A 15,234-nucleotide genomic window follows, 5' to 3' on the forward strand; every position below is an offset into this window, starting at 1 on the left:
GCAAATCCGCGCGGCGTGGACAAGACTGCGCCGCGAAAGAGGCCAGCGTGATCAAGCTTTTACATACTGCCGACATACATCTCGACTCGCCGCTGAAATCGCTTGCGCTGCGCGATCCGGATCTGCGCGACCGGGTGCAGGCCGCCACGCGCGGCGCCTTCACCTGCATCGTCGATACGGCGCTGGACGAAGACGTGGCGGGGCTGTTGATCGCTGGGGACCTGTATGACGGGGCCGCCCGCAGTGCCCGGACGGCGGCGTTTCTGACCACACAGTTGGATCGGCTGCGGGCTGCTTGCATCCCTGTCTTCCTGATCAAGGGCAATCACGACGCCGAAAACCCTATCACCGGTGAAGTTGCGCTGCCCGATAACGTCCATGTCTTCAGCGGGCGCGGTGGTGCGGTGCAACTGGGCGCGCATGACATCTGGATCCACGGTGTCAGCTTCAGCGGCCGTCACGCGCCCGACAGTTTGCTGCCGAAATTCGCGCCTCCGGTCGCGGGCGCGGTCAATATCGCTTTGCTGCACAGTTCGCTGGCCGGTGCGGCGGGGCATGACACCTACGCGCCCTGTACCGTGGCAGAGCTTGGCGCGATGGAGTTCGATTACTGGGCGCTTGGCCATATCCACAAACGGCAGATCCATTCTCAGGCACCGTGGATCGTCATGCCCGGCACGCCTCAGGGCCGCGATATAGGGGAACCCGGCCCGCAAAGTGCGACGCTGCTGTCTATCGAGGGTAGCCAGATCAGCGTTTCCGACTGTCACACCAGTCAGGTCGAGTTTTTGCCCGTGGAGGTGGATGTCACGGATTGCGAGGACGAGGATGCGCTGCGTGACCACCTGCGCAAGACCATTCAGCAATGCGCGGCGTCGCTGCAATCTGATGCCGCCATTCTGCGTTTGCGCCTCACCGGAGGATTGGCCCGGCGCTGGCAGATCGACCGTGACCGCGACACCTGGGCAGAGACTGTCAGCGGCATGGCGCGCGAAACCGGATGCCTCTGGGTCGAAAAGCTGGAGATTGCCCTTACCGATCCCGACGGACCACGCATTGACAGCAGCGCCACCGCCGAATTGTCCGCGCTGATGCAGGCCATACGGACCGAACCCGGATATGCAGCACAGATCGAGGCGCAACTGGCAGAGATCCTGTCCGATCTGCCCGCCCATATCCGGGCTGCCCTGATCCCCGACGAGGCCGCCGCAACCACGCTTGCACAGCGCTTGGCCGAGACGGGCGCGCATCATGTGACAGCGCTGATGAAAGGGGCGTCGGAATGATCCGGCTGCGACGGCTTGATCTGGAACTGTTCGGACAGTTTTCCGGCAAGTCCTACGATTTTGGCCCCCGCCTTGACGGAGTCTCTGACTTTCACCTGATCCACGGCCCCAACGAGGCCGGCAAGACCACCACGATGGAAGGTTTTCTGCGGCTGCTCTACGGTTTTCCGCTGCGCGAGCCTTATGCCTTTCAGCATGATCGCAAGACATTGCGCATCTCGGGTGTGCTGGATCTGGGCGATGCCGAATGCGAACTGACACGTCTGCCAACGCGCAACGCCAATCTGGTGGACGCGCAAGGCAAGCCGCTGCCCGAACAAGTGCTGGCGGCGCATCTGGGCGGGCTTGGGCTGGACGACTATCGCAACCTGCTATGCCTTGACGATGAAACTATTGAGCGCGGCGGCGAAGAGATCGCCAGCGCCAAGGGAGATATCGGGTGGCTGTTGTTTTCGGCGGCGGCAGGGATCAGTGATCTGACCGAGGTACTGGGCTCGGTGCGCGACCGCGCCGATGCGCTTTACAAAAAGCGCAGCAGCAAGACCCGTATGGCGGAACTCAAGGCGGAACTGAAAGACATCGACCACCGGATTCGCGAGGAGGATGTCACCGCCGCCGCATACCGGTCGTTGCGGCAGGCCCGCGACCGCGCCGCGCAGGAAGAAGCCGAGACGGGCGAAATGCGCGCGGCCCATGCAAGCGAGCATGCCGCCACCCTGGCCAAGCGCGACGCCCTGCCGGTGCTGGCCGAAGTCGACGGATTGGACGCGATCATCAATGCGCATCCGGGCTTTCCCGACCGGCTCGACATCGAGCCCGAGGCGCTGGTCAACATGCTGACAGAGCAACGACAGGCCAAAGCGGATCAAGAACGTCTGACACGCGAAATCGAGGTGCTGGAAGGTCAGCGCGACGGGGTTGAGCGGCATCCCGAACACCTTGCGCTAGGCGCGGCGCTGGATGATCTGGACGATCTGCGCAGTCGTCACGCCACCGCCGGGAAAGACCTGCCAAAGCGACGCCGCACCCTTGAAGAGGTGCGGGCCGACATGGCCCTCGCCGCCCGCGATCTGGACGCGGCCGAGGGCACCGATCCCGAAGCGCTGGTCCTCGCGCCGGGGGCACTGGCACAGTTGGAAACGGCGCGCGATGCGAAGCGTGCGGCGATGCAGAAGGCCGAGGCCGCGCGAGACGAGCTTGCCCGGTTGGCAGAGCGCATCGCCGGGGCCGAGGCGGCGATCACCAGCCAAGATGAGGAGGGCGCGCCGGACATAGGTGCCGTTCTCGACCGCTTTTCAGTCGATACTTTGGCCCCGCGTCACGCAGCGGCGCAGCAGGCGGTGGCCGAGGCAGAACGCGACTGCGCCGAAACCCGCGACGTGCTGCTGTTAAAGGGGCAGGGCTTTGCAGACTTGCCTGTCTGTCCACTGACCAGTGAAGAAGCTGCCGCGCTGGCAGAGACGCACGCGCAGCTATGCGGCGACCTGCGTGCGACCGAAGAGGCGATTGAAACTCTGGAGGCCGAGACTGCCGACCGTTCGATAAAAATCGACGGGCTGGCGGCCTCGGCTGCGTTGCTTGGGGATGATGCGGCCCGCGCCCTTCTGGAGCGCCGCGACGCGCTTTGGCAAAGCCACCGCAAGGCGTTGACCGAAGCAACAGCAGATTCCTTTGAGGCGGCGATGCGGCAAGTTGATGCTGCTGCACAGTCGCGGCTGGCCCATGCGCGCGAACTTGGCCAGCTTCGCCACCTTGAGGAAGACGCCCAACGCGCCGAACACCGCATCCAGAAGGCAAAGACAAAGCGGGACGCGCTTGTCGCAAATATCGCGCAGGTTGAGGGGCAATTGACCGTTGCCGCCCGCGAGAGCGGGATCGATGCCCACCTGACCCCACCTGCCTTTGCCGCATGGGTCGTACGCCTGTCCGAAGCACAGGCCGCAGAACAACGGTTGGCGCGCATCCGGGCCGAGCATGCCAATGTCTTCGATCAGGCCGCGCGTCTGTCAAAGGCGCTGTCTGCGTATCTCGATCTGGAAAGCCCGGATTTCGAAACCCTGTTGGCGGCTGCCCGAAGCCACGCCTCTGAGGCCCGAAAACTGCACGAGGCCGCGCAAAACGCGCGCGCCCGGTTGCGCGAACTTCACGGCGAACGAAAGCAACGGCAGGCGCATCTGGTGGAATGCGAGAAGGCCGACGAAACAGCCCGCTCGGTCTGGGCCGAGACGGTTGCGGAAAACTTCAACGGCGCTGTGCAAGGCGAAGCGCTGGAGCGGTCCTTCGCCCCCCTGCGAAGCTTGCGGGAATTGGACACGCGACGCACAAGCATCGCGCGCCAGATCGCCGCGATGGAGGCAGATCAGCGCGACTTCGCACAGGCTGTGGCAGCGCTTGCTGAGGCATCCGACCTGTCCGACCCTTTGGCTGCCTTTGCAACGCTGCGTGACGCGGCGGATCAAGCGGAAGCGGCGGAAAAGCAGCATGCCGACACGCTCGCGACGCTCCGCCGCCATTGCGAGGCGCGAGATACGGCGCTGCGGGCGTTGAATGCGATCGAAACCAAAATGCAAGACATCGCCAGCGCTTTCCCGAAGGACGCGGATACAACAACACTCGATGCCCTGCGAAAAACCGTCGGGAAGGCGCAACAGGTGATCGAGGCAAAGGCCCGCCGCGCGGCGCTTTTGTCCGGGCTGTGCCTCACGCTCGACGTGGCCGATCTGAGCGCAGCCCGCAGCATGTTGGACGATGTGACCGACACAAGCCTGGCGGCGCAACTGATGCAGCTTAACAGCGACGGCGCGGCGATAGAGGACCGTTACCGCGACGCCATTGCCACGCGCAGTGCCGCCGAACGCGATTTGCGCGCGGTGACCGGCGATGCCGATATTGCTGTGCTCACGGAACGCAAGGCGACCCTCGAGCTTGAGATACAGGAGACCGCACTGGCCTATCTGGAACTGCATCTTGGCCATGATCTGGCAGAAGAGGCGATCCGGCGCTACCGCGATACCCATCGCAGCGGTATGATGAAAGCCACCGAAACGGCGTTTTCAGAACTGACCAATGGTGCCTACACGCGGCTGATGACGCAGCCAGACGGCACCGCAGAGACACTGATCGCGCTTGATCCTGCGGGGCAGTCGAAACAGGCGCAGGATATGTCCAAGGGCACGCGCTTTCAGCTTTACCTGGCGCTGCGGGCAGCGGCCTATGAACAGCTTGCCCAGCAAGGCACGGTTCTGCCGTTTTTCTGCGATGACATTTTTGAGACCTTTGACGAAGATCGGACACGCGCGGCCTGTCATGTGATGGCCCGGATCGGACGCACCGGGCAGGCGATCTACCTGACCCACCACCGCCATGTCGTCGATATCGCCCGACAAGTCTGTGGCGACGAGCTGCGCGTGCACGAGATCTGAAGTCCTGCGACACCCAAGGCGTGTCACCCGTCGGAAACGCCGCGGCATTTATTCGGCCTTTCGGCGAAGATTGTTGGCACTATCAAAAATCCCCTGAAACTCTTGTCTTGCAAATGGCAATGGTTGTCTTGGGCCGGCGCGTCCATAATGACCACAAACTCACAGGATCGAGGACGCCGATGACCGCAAAATATTTCGCTCCGACCGGGGGGCACCCCTCTCAGCAACAACTGCTGACCGACCGTGCGATGTTCACCGACGCCTATGCGGTTATTCCCAGAGGCACGATGCGGGACATCACCACCAGTTTTCTGCCGTTCTGGGACAAGACCCGGCTTTGGGTGATCGCAAGACCGCTGAGCGGCTTTGCCGAGAGCTTCTCGCAATACATCATGGAGGTCTCGCCGGGGGGCGGTTCAGATCGGGCCGAGACCGATCCCGAAGCCGAAGCCGTCTTGTTCGTGGTCGAAGGGTCCGCGACGCTGACTGTGGACGGCGCAACCCATACTCTGGCCGAGGGGGGCTATGCTTACCTGCCGCCTGCGACCGATTGGGCATTGCACAACACCGGCACGGAAATGCTGCGGTTTCACTGGGTGCGCAAAGCCTATGAGCCGGTTGAAGGGCTGGATGCCCCCGACGTCGTTATCGCCAACGAGCAGGATATCGCCCCGACCGTGATGCCGGACACAGACGGCAAATGGGCGACAACGCGATTTGTCGATCCCGCCGACCTGCGCCATGATATGCATGTCACCATCGTGACGCTCCAACCCGGCGCTGTGATTCCGTTCCTTGAGACCCATGTGATGGAACACGGTCTTTATGTCCTGGAAGGCAAAGCTGTCTATAAGCTGAATCAAGACTGGGTGGAGGTCGAAGCCGGCGATTATATGTGGCTGCGCGCCTTCTGCCCGCAGGCCTGCTATGCCGGTGGCCCCGGCCCGTTCCGCTATCTGCTCTACAAGGATGTGAACCGCCACATGCCGCTACGTCTTGGCCGCGGCGCGTCATCTTCGAAATAAAGCTGCTCGTGTGTCCGGGACCGCTCAAAGAGCGGATCCCGTGACCTCGGCACATGTCTGGCGGCCAAATGCCGTCGGTCAGCAAGGCCGCACGTCGGCATTGCTTTTCCCGCGATAGCAACCTGGGCAAGAGTGGATTATCATCCGGCTTGGCAAGACTTGTCGCACATAACGGTCCGTTCAAAACCAAAACTCCCGCGGCCAAAAGGCGACGGGAGCTTCATTCGTTCAGCATCAAGGGATAAAAACTTATCCCTCGCGCTCCAATTTCTTGCGCGCGAGCTTGCGGGCACGACGAATCGCTTCAGCTTTTTGACGAGCGTTCTTCTCGGAAGGTTTTTCGAAATGCTGCTTAAGCTTCATTTCACGGAAAACACCCTCTTTCTGAAGCTTTTTCTTAAGAACCCGAAGGGCTTGATCGACATTGTTGTCGCGAACACTGACCTGCATGTGGTTGACACCACCTCTCTGAATATGGACCGCAAAGATGTTAATTGAGGGGGTAAATAGCAACCATGTGGCGGTTTGTACAGTATGTCTGTCATCAAGTTTCGCAAAGAATAGCGCCTTTTTACGGCCTGAGCCCCCCGGAAACGCCATGTCGTTTCTCAATGTGGCAGTTGTGAGATGCCGCAATCGCGGGTTTCGAGTTGTTCCCACCTTGTTCTCTCACCCTGTCCGATCGGACAGCACATGGCATCACAGAATGCCCGTGTTCCTGGGCGGCGGATGCAGGGGCATATCGGACCGGCCGTCACGCGCGCAGCTCCCGTTCCATCATCTGGCACAAGGCGACGGCACTTCGAACGGGCAGCTGCGATGTCAGCGACGGTAATGCAGTCCCGGCCATCGTGAGCGGTGTGACCGGGGACGCGCTGATGATGGTCCGGGTCGGAAAAGACGCAGATAGCGCCACCTTAGAAGAAGAACACGTCAGTCCGATGGAAATGTCGGAACGGAGGCCGCAAGGGTTCGTTCTGGTCGATCCGTCCGGGCGTCAATCGGAGCGCACCCTACGCGAATGGGCCTCTCGCGGATGGGAGTTCGTGGCGACGCAGATAAGCAAGGAGCCCGTGTCACACGCATGGTTTGACAACCCATAACCGCGCGGCTATCTATCAATCATAGCCGCGGAGTTATTCATGAAGCCTGATCACGACGCCGTATTCAAGTCCCTCTCCGATCCCACGCGGCGAGCGCTTTTCGAACGCCTGTGTCTCGACGGTGAACAGACTGTCGCAGCTCTGACCGAGCAGGCGGGGATTTCCCAACCGGCTGTCTCGAAGCATCTGGGCGTTCTGAAACGGGCGGGACTCGTCAGCGGTCGCCACGAAGGACGACAGACGCACTACACCGCCCGGAAAAAGGCGCTGGACCCACTAATCGACTGGACCCGACAAATGGGCGGGTTCTGGGATACGAAGCTCGACAGCCTCGAAAATCTGCTGGGGAGGATGGATCAATGAACGGCGCTGGCAAAGACAGCCGCACTGTCGTCAAAGAGCGCGACCTGCGTCATGCTCCCGAAAAGGTCTGGCGCGCGCTGACGCAAAAGCACCTTATCGAGGAGTGGCTGATGGAAAGCGATTTCAAGGCCGAGGTCGGCCATCGTTTCGCGTTGGACGCCGAGTGGGGCACAATTGCCTGCAAGGTTCTGGCGGTCGAGCCGCAGAAGTCCCTGTCCTATTCGTGGCAGGCGCACGGGCTCGAAAGCGTCGTGACCTGGACGCTTACCGAAACCGATACCGGCACGCACCTGCGGATGGAACAGACCGGCTTCACCGCCGATCAAGAACAGGCCTATCGCGGCGCGATCTCGGGCTGGACGCGGTTTCTGGACAAGCTGGAACAGGTGACAGCAGGCCTCGACTGAGTGCGAATTTCAAGGAGTGCATAAATGAACATATTCCTATGGATACTTCAGGTCCTTCTGGCACTGCACACGGGCATCGGCGCGGGCTGGAAAATCGTCAATTCCGAAGCGTCGATCCCGACGCTGAGCGCCTTGCCGCATTCGGTCTGGCTGCTGCTGATCCCGCTGGAACTGCTCTGCGCCATCGGGCTGGTGATCCCGGCCCTTGTGCCGTCGCTCGGCTGGATGGTGCCGCTTGCCGCCATTGCCGTTGCCGTCGAGATGCTGATGTTCTCAGGTCTCCATCTCCGTGCCGGTGCGGAGGAAAATGGACCGATGTTTTACTGGCTGGGCGTCGCGGCGGTCTGCGCGGTGATCGCGCTCGGGCGGCTCTTCGTTGCTCGGCTGTGATCCAGGAGACCAACCGTGGCAGATGATCCAAGCGTCAACGACCTATTGGGCAAGAAAAACTGGAACACTGAGCGTAGGGCCCTGCGCGACCTGATCCTCGACTGCGGCTTGGAGGAAGCCGTCAAGTGGGCAAAGCTCTGCTACACCTACAAGGGCAACAACGTCGTGATCATCTACGGCAAGAAAAATCACTGCGCGCTCGGGTTCTTCAAGGGATCGCTTCTGGAGGATCCGGATGACGTGCTGGTTCGGCCCGGCAAGCATTCGCAGGCGATGCGGCAGATGCGGTTCGAGAGCCTGGAGGAGATCGCGGACAGCGAAGCCCTGATCCGGCAATTCATCGAGAAGGCGGTACAAGCAGAAAAGGATGGGCTGGAGGTCGATTTCAGCGAGAGGGACGACCTTGACTATCCCGCCGAGCTTCGGGACGCGCTGGACGACGACGCGGAGCTAGCCAAAGCCTTCGAGGACCTGACTCCGGGGCGCCAGCGCAGCTACGTTCTGCATATAGGGGATGCCAGGAAATCCGAAACACGCGCCCATCGGGTGCGTAAGGCCAAGTCGAAGATCATGATGGGCAAGGGGCACAACGAGCGGTGATCGCATCTGCCGCAACTGAAATTCGACGGGGCAAGGAGCAAGTAGATGAGCAAAGACAATGATGTAAAACTGCTGTCGGGAGGCAATCCCCAGATCCCCAAGGGCTACGGTAACAGCCCGGTCGAGAACTACATCGCCGCCATGCCGGATTGGAAGCGGAAAATCGGTCGCCGCCTCGACGATCTGATCGAGAAAGCCGTCCCCGACGTGACCAAGGCCGTCAAATGGAATTCACCCTTCTACGGAACACAGAAGGACGTCTGGTTCCTGAGCTATCACTGCTTCACGAAATACGTGAAGGTGACGTTCTTCGATGGTGCCTCGCTTGACCCGCCCCCGCCGGAAAGCTCCAAGCAGGAGAAGGTCCGGTATCTCAACATCCACGAGGAGGACGATTTCGACGAGGAACGGTTCGTGGACTGGGTCCGGCAAGCCAGCAAGTTGCCGGGTGAGAAACTGTAGCCTGCCCGTCAGCCGAACGCGAGGTGCTGCCGGAGGTCGTCCGTAATCTCAAACCAGTCGGCCTTCGATCCCACGAATATATGCGCCGCCGGCCGGATGCCCGGCGTATCGATAAGCGTGCCGGGCGCGACAGATGATCTTCGCCAGAGACGATTCCGATTCTGTCGATGCCGATTCCGGCCATAGGCTTGAAGGCGGACCCGGTCGCCCGTCCGCAATCCGAAGAATGGCAGTTCATCGCGTATTCGAAACTGTCGGCGCCCGCGCACGCTCCCCTCAACTGCCATCGAGAAGACCCACTGTGTTGCCCTCGGGATCGGCGAACTCCGCATAGCGCAGCGTGTCGAACCCCTCGACCTTCACCGGCTCTGGCACCTCGATCCCCGCGCGGCCCAGCCTTTCGGTCTCTGCGTCGAGATCGGGAACGTGCAGTGTCACGGTCGTGCCACCCTGGCCATCATCGCTGTCGAGAACCTCGAACAGCACGCGACCCGTCAGATCCCATTCGTGGCAGGAGGGCATCGGTTCGCGGTCCCAAGGCCGGCCGATGAAATTTTTCCACCACTCGGACTGAGCGGCGAAATCGGCTGCATTGATACTGAGAAAGAGGTGATTGATTTTCATTCCGGTTTCCTCGTTCTGAATAAGCGCACCGGCCCTTTGCTACCGCGCTTGATCACGCCCTTGGCTTCCAGGTCGAGCTGCACGGCGGCTAACCACCAGCCAGCTTTGTCACCGCCGGGGAACAACGCGTCACAAAGATCAGGCAGCAAGGCCGCTTTGGCATCGGCGAAGGTCATTCCGGGTGCTTCGGTCGGAAGCACCGGAAGGAAGGCGTCGCGCATGGTTAGATACTTGGCGCGGTTCACGCGTTTTATCTTGCCTGGCTGCGTGATGCTCTCGACTTCAATCATTTCTTCGGTGTCGGACATTGATCTCTCCTGTTTTCGGTGTCTTCGGATTGCGGAACCGCATCGCGACCCAAGCGCCGAAGTTTCTTGCGCAGAAGGCCAGGCCCTGTTTCCTTGCGTTTGGAATGTCGTCCGGCAGGCGCGCTCCTTCGGGCAGATCCGAGGCCATGTTGCGCATCTCCGTTGTCGGCATCGCGCCGTCTGGCCAGAGCGTGCCGTAGAGGCTCAACCAATGACCGTGTTTGACATCAAGATAGACCAGCGTATTGCAGCAGGTCGCGATCACCAGCGCGGATGTGGCATTCGGTGCCAGCCGAAATGAGGCAGGGTTCTCGAGGCCCCGAAATAGACCGCAACCGATCCTTGCGAAACATCACGAAAGGCGTGGCGTCATGGCTCGTCAAAATCAACGGCGCGCCATCAAGTCCTTGCATCCGTGCGGCGGCCTCCCGGCGGGACGAGCAGCAACATTCGATGCTGGCGATATGTTTGCCCTGCACCTCAAGGCGGGTCTGTCCGCAGGAACATGCGATCTCGGTTGAATCACCCATGCGCTGGCTCGTTTGCTGCCGCATCCAATGCCGCAATATCGATCTTGCCCATCTGCATCATGGCTTTGCTTACGCGCTGAACGATGCCCGGATCATCGCTGGCCAGAAGGTCCGGCATCCGCTTCGGCACGATCTGCCAGGATACGCCGAAACGGTCCACCACCCAGCCACAGTGTCCGGCCTCGCCCCCATTTCCGGTCAGCGCGTCCCAGAGCTGATCGGTTTCCTTCTGATCCTCAGTGAGGACGCTGATCGAGGCGGCGGGCGTCAATTTGTGATGCGGGCCCGCTGTCAGGATCATCATCGGCGAACCGGCCAGGTTGAACTCGACGATCATCGGATCGTCAGGCTGGCCATTGTCGCGCACCGCTTCAATCCGGCTGTCTGGCACCAGAGCGACATATTCCTTGGCCGCCTCAACGCCACCTTTCTCGAACTAGAGGCAGGTCCGCACCTTGGCTGCATGTTTCATTGGTCAACTCTCCCTCTCTGTTGTCGTTTCTGATTCGGCATCGAGGTCGAAAAGCGCTCGCACATAGCGGATCAGGTGATCGACGCTCTCTCGGGCGAGGGCCGGATCGCCGGTCGCCTTGGCAAGGATGAACCCACCCTGAAGCACGGCCTGCGTATGACGCGCGAGGCTTGCGGAGGTCCAGTCTGCGTCGATGCCGCGTTGCTCCCGGGCCGCTTCGATATCAGCCTCAAGCGTTGCGGCATGGCCGAGGATGCTGTCCGCGCAGGCATCGCGGATCGCGGGGGCGGAGTCGTGGACCTCCTGCGTCATGGTGCCGACGAGGCAGGTGTATTGGTATGTCTCTCCCCCGATGATCCCATTGCGGAAATCAAGGTAGGCAAGAACCCGGTCCAGCGGATCGTCCGGCTGGTGATAGGGCGCGCTGGCGAATAGGGCGCTGGTTGTCTCGGCCCAGTAGTTCGCGGCCGCCACGCCAAGCGCGTTCTTGGTCTTGAAGTGATGGAAAAATGCGCCCTTCGTCACCCCCGCCGATTGGCAAAGATCATCAACGGAGGTTGCGGCGAATCCCTTCTGGCGGATCACGTCACGGGCGGCTTCCAGAAGCCGCGTCTTCGCGTCGCCGCGCTCGGGGGAATGTTTGGTGGGTCTCGGCATATTGATATACATACCACTTGGTTTGTATATTGTGAAGGGAAAATGAGAGGGAGAAATGACAATGAGCTATGTCGACGGGTGCATCTTGGCGGTGCCGACCGCGAACAAGCAGAAATTCACTGATTAGGCGAACACCGCCAACCGTTACTTCATGGAACGCCCCGGAACGTGACATCGAGGACCGGATGCGACAGCTCGGCCGTTCCGAAGGCGATGACCGGCTCGATCACGTTGCCATACCACGCTAACCAGCTCAGATATTGCCCCCACTGCGGATCGCCCGCGACAGGCCCCCTCCTGGCCGTCGGAAGCAGGGCGGTGAGATAGAGGATGATCGCGTTCGATTCCCATATCTCGACGCTGTCAACTGGGCTGCCCGTCACGACGAAGAAATGGTCACCCATGGGCCATCCTCGGGTTTAACGAGAGGGGAAGGCTACGATGCGATCAGCGCGCCGAAATGGCGCCAATCAAAGCAGCGTGGATTTTTATGGGTAAAATGGCAGCCGTCTGCGCGGCAGAGGCAAGTCCACTGACGAGAAGGCAGAACTATCTGGCACGTATCAAGTGCGGTATGGTGGAGCCTAGCGGGATCGAACCGCTGACCTCCTGCATGCCATGCAGGCGCTCTCCCAGCTGAGCTAAGGCCCCATTCGCAGCATCGCAACCGACGCTGTGAGCTGCGATGTATGCGATGCGAAGGGCGGGATCAAGAGCAAAATCCAGCCCTTCGCGAATTCATTTCGAGTCAGGAATCGTCGTCGTCCTTGGCCACGTCGGCGATGTCGTCCAACGAGACGTTATCATCGTCGTCGTCATCCAGCACGTCGTCACCCAGGTCGAGATCGACATCTTCGTCATCGTCCAGGGCGTCTTTGCTTTCCTTCTCCTTGGCTTTCGCCTTGGTTGTGGATGCATCTTCGGCGTCCGCCGCGATCATGCGGCTTTTCGTGCTGTCCAGTTCGACCGCCTCGCCCGTATAGGGGCTGACAATCGGATTGCGGTTCATGTCGTAGAATCGTTTGCCTGTAGTCGGGCAAACACGCTTGACGCCCCATTCTTCTTTGGGCATGGGCATTCCCTCTCATATATCATGTGGTCTTGAAGACGATCCGGGCCACCTGCCATAACACCAACGTCGTGTCAAAGGCTTTGACGCGGTCCCGACCGAGGAAGACGTATGGGCGAGTTCACCCTGCCTGGCAACCCACCTATCGACGTGGTGCTCAGGCGCTCCGTCAGGGCGCGACGGATCAGCCTGCGCCTGTCGCGGCTGGACGGGCGCGTGACGATGACATTGCCCAAGCATGTGGCGGTGAAAGAGGCGCATGCCTTCGCCCGCGAGAAAGAGGCCTGGCTGCGGGGCCACCTGTCAGCGCAACCCACCACTGTGACCTTGCGCAGCGGTGCATGGCTGCCGGTCGAGGGGCGGATGCTGCGCATTGGCGAAGGGCAGGGGCGGCGCGTGCGCGTCGAGGGAGAGGCGATTCTGGTGCCCGGCGATGAGGCGCGTTTCGGCGTCCGGCTGTCGGCCTTTCTGAAGGTGCTGGCGCGCGACCGGCTGACCGAAGCCTCGGACCGCCATGCCGCCCGGCTGGGGCGTGCTTACGCGCGGATCACCCTGCGCGACACGCGGTCGCGGTGGGGGTCATGTACGCATGACGCCGGGCTGATGTATTCGTGGCGGCTGATCATGGCACCGCCAGAGGTATTGGATTACGTCGCAGCGCATGAGGTCGCACATCTGGCCGAGATGAACCACTCTCAGGCTTTCTGGGATCTGGTCACGCAGCTTTATGGCGACTGGAAGCCGGCGCGGAACTGGCTGCGAGATCAGGGGGCTGAATTGCACCGCTACCGATTTGGCGATTGACGTTTTTGCCGGTTGTGATCACAATTTCCGCATGTTGACCGCCCCCCGCCAGACAGAGCCGATTCCGGCCGCCGCCCATGACCGCGTTTATCGCCGCTTGCGTGCCCGCATCATGGTGGGCGAGGTGGCACCGGGTGCTGCCCTGACCTTGCGCGGCATTGGCCGGGAATTTGGCGTGTCGATGACACCCGCGCGCGAAGCCGTCCGCCGGTTGGTTGCGGAAGGCGCGCTGTCGCTGTCGTCGTCTGGGCGGGTGTCCACGCCGGAACTGTCCAACGAACGGATCGAGGAACTGGCGGTCCTGCGCGCGCTGATAGAGGTAGAGCTTGCCAGCCGCGCCATGCCGCGCGCGCATATGGCCCTGATTGACCGCCTGCAGACGATCAATTCCAGCGTCGGCGAGATGGTCGAGGAACGCAACGCGGTTGGCTATATCCGAACAAATCTGGAATTTCACCGCACGCTCTATCTGCGCGCTCAGGCCCCCGCGATGCTGGCCATGGCCGAGACTGTCTGGCTGCAACTGGGGCCGACGATGCGGGCGCTTTACGGGCGGCTCAATCGGACCGAGCCGCCGCATTTCCACCGACTTATCATCGCCGCACTCAAGGCCGGGGACGAGCCGGGGTTGCGGCTGGCGGTGCGGTCGGATGTGACGCAGGGGCTGAAGATGCTGGCGGGCTGATCCGGGGCGCGTCGATTCGTCGGCCTGACCCGTTCAGGTTACGCCAGCATGGGCCTCAGGCGGCCAGCCCGCGCGATCCGACTTTCAGGTATTTGCGATGCCGTTGCTTGACCAGATCTTTGCGCGAAATGCTGTCCAGATCCGACAGAAGCGACTGGATCGCTTTTCCCACGGCTGTCACCGCCGCGTCGCTGTCGCGATGCGCCCCGCCAAGCGGTTCCTGAATGACCCGGTCGGCAACCCCCAGCTTGGTAAGGTCCTGTGCCGTCAGCCGCAGCGCCTCTGCTGCTTCTCGCATTTTTTCAGCGTCTTTCCACAGGATCGACGCGCAGCCCTCGGGCGAGATCACTGAATAGACCGAATGTTCCAGCATCGCCAAACGGTCGGCCGTGGCAAAGGCAACCGCCCCGCCAGAACCACCCTCGCCGATGATGACCGATACCAGCGGCACACGAATTTGCAGACATTTTTCTGTCGAACGTGCAATCGCCTCGGATTGACCGCGTTCTTCGGCACCTTTGCCGGGATAAGCTCCGGGCGTGTCCACCAGCGAGATCACCGGCAGGTTGAACTTGTCCGCCATCTCCATCAGGCGGATCGCCTTGCGATACCCTTCCGGACGGGTCATGCCGAAATTGTGGGCGATACGCGATTGCGTATCATTGCCCTTTTCATGGCCGATGACCACCACCGGCCTGTCGTTGAAGCGCGCCAGACCGCCCATCACCGCATGATCGTCGGCAAAATTGCGGTCGCCGGCCAGAGGTGTGTATTCGGTGAACAGGGCCTCGATATAATCCTTGCAATGGGGCCGGTCCGGGTGCCGGGCGATCTGGCATTTTCGCCACGGCGTCAGCGTCTTGTACAGATCTTTCAGCATGTCGGCCGCTTTGCGATCCAGGGCCGCGGCTTCCTTCTCGATATCCATTTCCTCGTTGGTCCGTGCCATGGCACGCAGCTCTTCGGCCTTGCCTTCAATCTCGGCCAGAGGCTTCTCGAAATCGAGGTAATGGGTCATGTCATGCTC

19 protein-coding genes, 1 tRNA gene and 1 pseudogene are annotated in these 15,234 nt (G+C 61.3%); 10 read left to right on the forward strand and 11 right to left on the reverse strand.

What is annotated here, in order from left to right:
* Positions 1–47 precede the first annotated feature (47 nt).
* The 3 genes from B8991_RS10410 (at position 48) to B8991_RS10420 (ending at position 5,733) form a co-directional block, all read left to right on the forward strand.
* Positions 48–1,286, forward strand: coding sequence for a metallophosphoesterase family protein (locus tag B8991_RS10410; protein ID WP_143514556.1), 1,239 nt, complete (start codon positions 48–50; stop codon positions 1,284–1,286).
* The gene (locus B8991_RS10415) at positions 1,283–4,708 is read left to right on the forward strand and encodes an ATP-binding protein (RefSeq protein ID WP_084352933.1); all 3,426 of its coding nucleotides are present in this window, start codon (positions 1,283–1,285) and stop codon (positions 4,706–4,708) included. The genes B8991_RS10410 and B8991_RS10415 overlap by 4 nt, the downstream gene beginning before the upstream one ends.
* Positions 4,709–4,887: 179 nt before the next feature.
* Entirely contained in the window at positions 4,888–5,733 is an 846-nt protein-coding gene (locus B8991_RS10420) for a bifunctional allantoicase/(S)-ureidoglycine aminohydrolase (protein ID WP_084352934.1), read from the forward strand.
* 249 nt (positions 5,734–5,982) lie between these two features.
* Here the strand turns inward: B8991_RS10420 and rpsU are convergent, their stop codons facing one another.
* Positions 5,983–6,183 carry a 30S ribosomal protein S21 gene (rpsU, locus tag B8991_RS10425; RefSeq protein WP_040700433.1) on the reverse strand — a complete coding sequence of 67 codons (201 nt, stop codon included), beginning with the start codon at positions 6,181–6,183 and terminating at the stop codon, positions 5,983–5,985.
* Between the two features lie 692 nt (positions 6,184–6,875).
* Between rpsU and B8991_RS10435 the strand changes: the two genes are divergently transcribed.
* From B8991_RS10435 to B8991_RS10455, 5 genes are read left to right on the forward strand one after another with little or no spacing between them, the layout of a single operon-like run.
* Positions 6,876–7,199, forward strand: coding sequence for an ArsR/SmtB family transcription factor (locus B8991_RS10435; protein WP_084352936.1), 324 nt, complete (start codon positions 6,876–6,878; stop codon positions 7,197–7,199).
* Positions 7,196–7,606 (forward strand): SRPBCC family protein, encoded by a 411-nt coding sequence (locus B8991_RS10440; protein WP_084352937.1) that lies wholly within the window; start codon positions 7,196–7,198, stop codon positions 7,604–7,606. Before B8991_RS10435 ends, B8991_RS10440 begins: the two co-directional genes overlap by 4 nt.
* Positions 7,607–7,630: 24 nt before the next feature.
* Complete coding sequence (locus tag B8991_RS10445) at positions 7,631–7,996, forward strand: hypothetical protein (RefSeq protein ID WP_084352938.1); 366 nt, start codon at positions 7,631–7,633, stop codon at positions 7,994–7,996.
* Positions 7,997–8,011: 15 nt separating this feature from the next.
* Entirely contained in the window at positions 8,012–8,596 is a 585-nt protein-coding gene (locus B8991_RS10450; protein WP_084352939.1) for a YdeI/OmpD-associated family protein, read from the forward strand.
* A 45-nt stretch (positions 8,597–8,641) separates the two neighbouring features.
* Positions 8,642–9,058, forward strand: coding sequence for a DUF1801 domain-containing protein (locus B8991_RS10455; RefSeq protein ID WP_084352940.1), 417 nt, complete (start codon positions 8,642–8,644; stop codon positions 9,056–9,058).
* Positions 9,059–9,334: 276 nt separating this feature from the next.
* On the opposite strand, the gene B8991_RS10465 is transcribed toward B8991_RS10455, so the two are convergent.
* From B8991_RS10465 to B8991_RS10500, 9 genes and pseudogenes are all read right to left on the reverse strand, one after another.
* Positions 9,335–9,682, reverse strand: coding sequence for a VOC family protein (locus B8991_RS10465; protein WP_084352941.1), 348 nt, complete (start codon positions 9,680–9,682; stop codon positions 9,335–9,337).
* Entirely contained in the window at positions 9,679–9,990 is a 312-nt protein-coding gene (locus B8991_RS10470) for a DUF6958 family protein (protein ID WP_084352942.1), read from the reverse strand. Before B8991_RS10470 ends, B8991_RS10465 begins: the two co-directional genes overlap by 4 nt.
* Positions 9,965–10,138: a hypothetical protein gene (locus B8991_RS21900; RefSeq protein ID WP_235866605.1), complete on the reverse strand. Its 174-nt coding sequence runs from the start codon at positions 10,136–10,138 to the stop codon at positions 9,965–9,967. The genes B8991_RS10470 and B8991_RS21900 overlap by 26 nt, the downstream gene beginning before the upstream one ends.
* 79 nt (positions 10,139–10,217) lie before the next feature.
* Complete coding sequence (locus B8991_RS21905) at positions 10,218–10,520, reverse strand: hypothetical protein (protein ID WP_143514557.1); 303 nt, start codon at positions 10,518–10,520, stop codon at positions 10,218–10,220.
* Positions 10,513–10,941: pseudogene (locus B8991_RS10480) on the reverse strand (VOC family protein); the annotation flags it as partial. The gene B8991_RS21905 and the pseudogene B8991_RS10480, both read right to left, overlap by 8 nt.
* A gap of 54 nt (positions 10,942–10,995) precedes the next feature.
* Positions 10,996–11,649, reverse strand: a complete 654-nt coding sequence (locus tag B8991_RS10485; protein WP_084353035.1) for a TetR/AcrR family transcriptional regulator — start codon at positions 11,647–11,649, stop codon at positions 10,996–10,998.
* A gap of 149 nt (positions 11,650–11,798) precedes the next feature.
* Complete coding sequence (locus B8991_RS10490; protein ID WP_084352944.1) at positions 11,799–12,053, reverse strand: glutathione S-transferase family protein; 255 nt, start codon at positions 12,051–12,053, stop codon at positions 11,799–11,801.
* A gap of 171 nt (positions 12,054–12,224) precedes the next feature.
* A tRNA-Ala gene (locus B8991_RS10495) sits at positions 12,225–12,300 on the reverse strand.
* 97 nt (positions 12,301–12,397) lie between these two features.
* Positions 12,398–12,721, reverse strand: a complete 324-nt coding sequence (locus tag B8991_RS10500) for a TIGR02300 family protein (RefSeq protein ID WP_084352945.1) — start codon at positions 12,719–12,721, stop codon at positions 12,398–12,400.
* Positions 12,722–12,829: 108 nt separating this feature from the next.
* Here B8991_RS10500 and B8991_RS10505 point away from each other — a divergent pair, with 108 nt between their 5' ends.
* On the forward strand, positions 12,830–13,522 hold the full coding sequence (locus tag B8991_RS10505) for a M48 family metallopeptidase (protein ID WP_084352946.1): 693 nt from the start codon (positions 12,830–12,832) through the stop codon (positions 13,520–13,522).
* Positions 13,523–13,553: 31 nt separating this feature from the next.
* Positions 13,554–14,207, forward strand: coding sequence for a GntR family transcriptional regulator (locus tag B8991_RS10510; RefSeq protein WP_084353036.1), 654 nt, complete (start codon positions 13,554–13,556; stop codon positions 14,205–14,207).
* A gap of 55 nt (positions 14,208–14,262) precedes the next feature.
* Here B8991_RS10510 and B8991_RS10515 read toward each other — a convergent pair whose 3' ends face one another.
* A complete protein-coding gene (locus B8991_RS10515) occupies positions 14,263–15,225 on the reverse strand; it encodes an acetyl-CoA carboxylase carboxyltransferase subunit alpha (protein ID WP_084352947.1) in 963 nt (320 codons plus the stop codon).
* Positions 15,226–15,234 lie beyond the last annotated feature (9 nt).

Source organism: Primorskyibacter flagellatus (genome assembly GCF_900176485.1).
In the GTDB taxonomy this organism is placed as follows: domain Bacteria; phylum Pseudomonadota; class Alphaproteobacteria; order Rhodobacterales; family Rhodobacteraceae; genus Primorskyibacter; species Primorskyibacter flagellatus.

Excerpts from the sequence above, each read along its gene's own strand:
- B8991_RS10415 (WP_084352933.1), top strand. The coding sequence starts at position 1,283 with ATGATCCGGCTGCGACGGCTTGATCTGGAACTGTTCGGACAGTTTTCC.
- B8991_RS10420 (WP_084352934.1), top strand. The coding sequence starts at position 4,888 with ATGACCGCAAAATATTTCGCTCCGACCGGGGGGCACCCCTCTCAGCAA.
- rpsU (WP_040700433.1), bottom strand. The coding sequence starts at position 6,183 with ATGCAGGTCAGTGTTCGCGACAACAATGTCGATCAAGCCCTTCGGGTT.
- B8991_RS10435 (WP_084352936.1), top strand. The coding sequence starts at position 6,876 with ATGAAGCCTGATCACGACGCCGTATTCAAGTCCCTCTCCGATCCCACG.
- B8991_RS10440 (WP_084352937.1), top strand. The coding sequence starts at position 7,196 with ATGAACGGCGCTGGCAAAGACAGCCGCACTGTCGTCAAAGAGCGCGAC.
- B8991_RS10445 (WP_084352938.1), top strand. The coding sequence starts at position 7,631 with ATGAACATATTCCTATGGATACTTCAGGTCCTTCTGGCACTGCACACG.
- B8991_RS10455 (WP_084352940.1), top strand. The coding sequence starts at position 8,642 with ATGAGCAAAGACAATGATGTAAAACTGCTGTCGGGAGGCAATCCCCAG.
- B8991_RS10465 (WP_084352941.1), bottom strand. The coding sequence starts at position 9,682 with ATGAAAATCAATCACCTCTTTCTCAGTATCAATGCAGCCGATTTCGCC.
- B8991_RS10470 (WP_084352942.1), bottom strand. The coding sequence starts at position 9,990 with ATGTCCGACACCGAAGAAATGATTGAAGTCGAGAGCATCACGCAGCCA.
- B8991_RS21900 (WP_235866605.1), bottom strand. The coding sequence starts at position 10,138 with ATGGCCTCGGATCTGCCCGAAGGAGCGCGCCTGCCGGACGACATTCCA.
- B8991_RS21905 (WP_143514557.1), bottom strand. The coding sequence starts at position 10,520 with ATGGGTGATTCAACCGAGATCGCATGTTCCTGCGGACAGACCCGCCTT.
- B8991_RS10485 (WP_084353035.1), bottom strand. The coding sequence starts at position 11,649 with ATGCCGAGACCCACCAAACATTCCCCCGAGCGCGGCGACGCGAAGACG.
- B8991_RS10490 (WP_084352944.1), bottom strand. The coding sequence starts at position 12,053 with ATGGGTGACCATTTCTTCGTCGTGACGGGCAGCCCAGTTGACAGCGTC.
- B8991_RS10500 (WP_084352945.1), bottom strand. The coding sequence starts at position 12,721 with ATGCCCAAAGAAGAATGGGGCGTCAAGCGTGTTTGCCCGACTACAGGC.
- B8991_RS10505 (WP_084352946.1), top strand. The coding sequence starts at position 12,830 with ATGGGCGAGTTCACCCTGCCTGGCAACCCACCTATCGACGTGGTGCTC.
- B8991_RS10510 (WP_084353036.1), top strand. The coding sequence starts at position 13,554 with ATGTTGACCGCCCCCCGCCAGACAGAGCCGATTCCGGCCGCCGCCCAT.
- B8991_RS10515 (WP_084352947.1), bottom strand. The coding sequence starts at position 15,225 with ATGACCCATTACCTCGATTTCGAGAAGCCTCTGGCCGAGATTGAAGGC.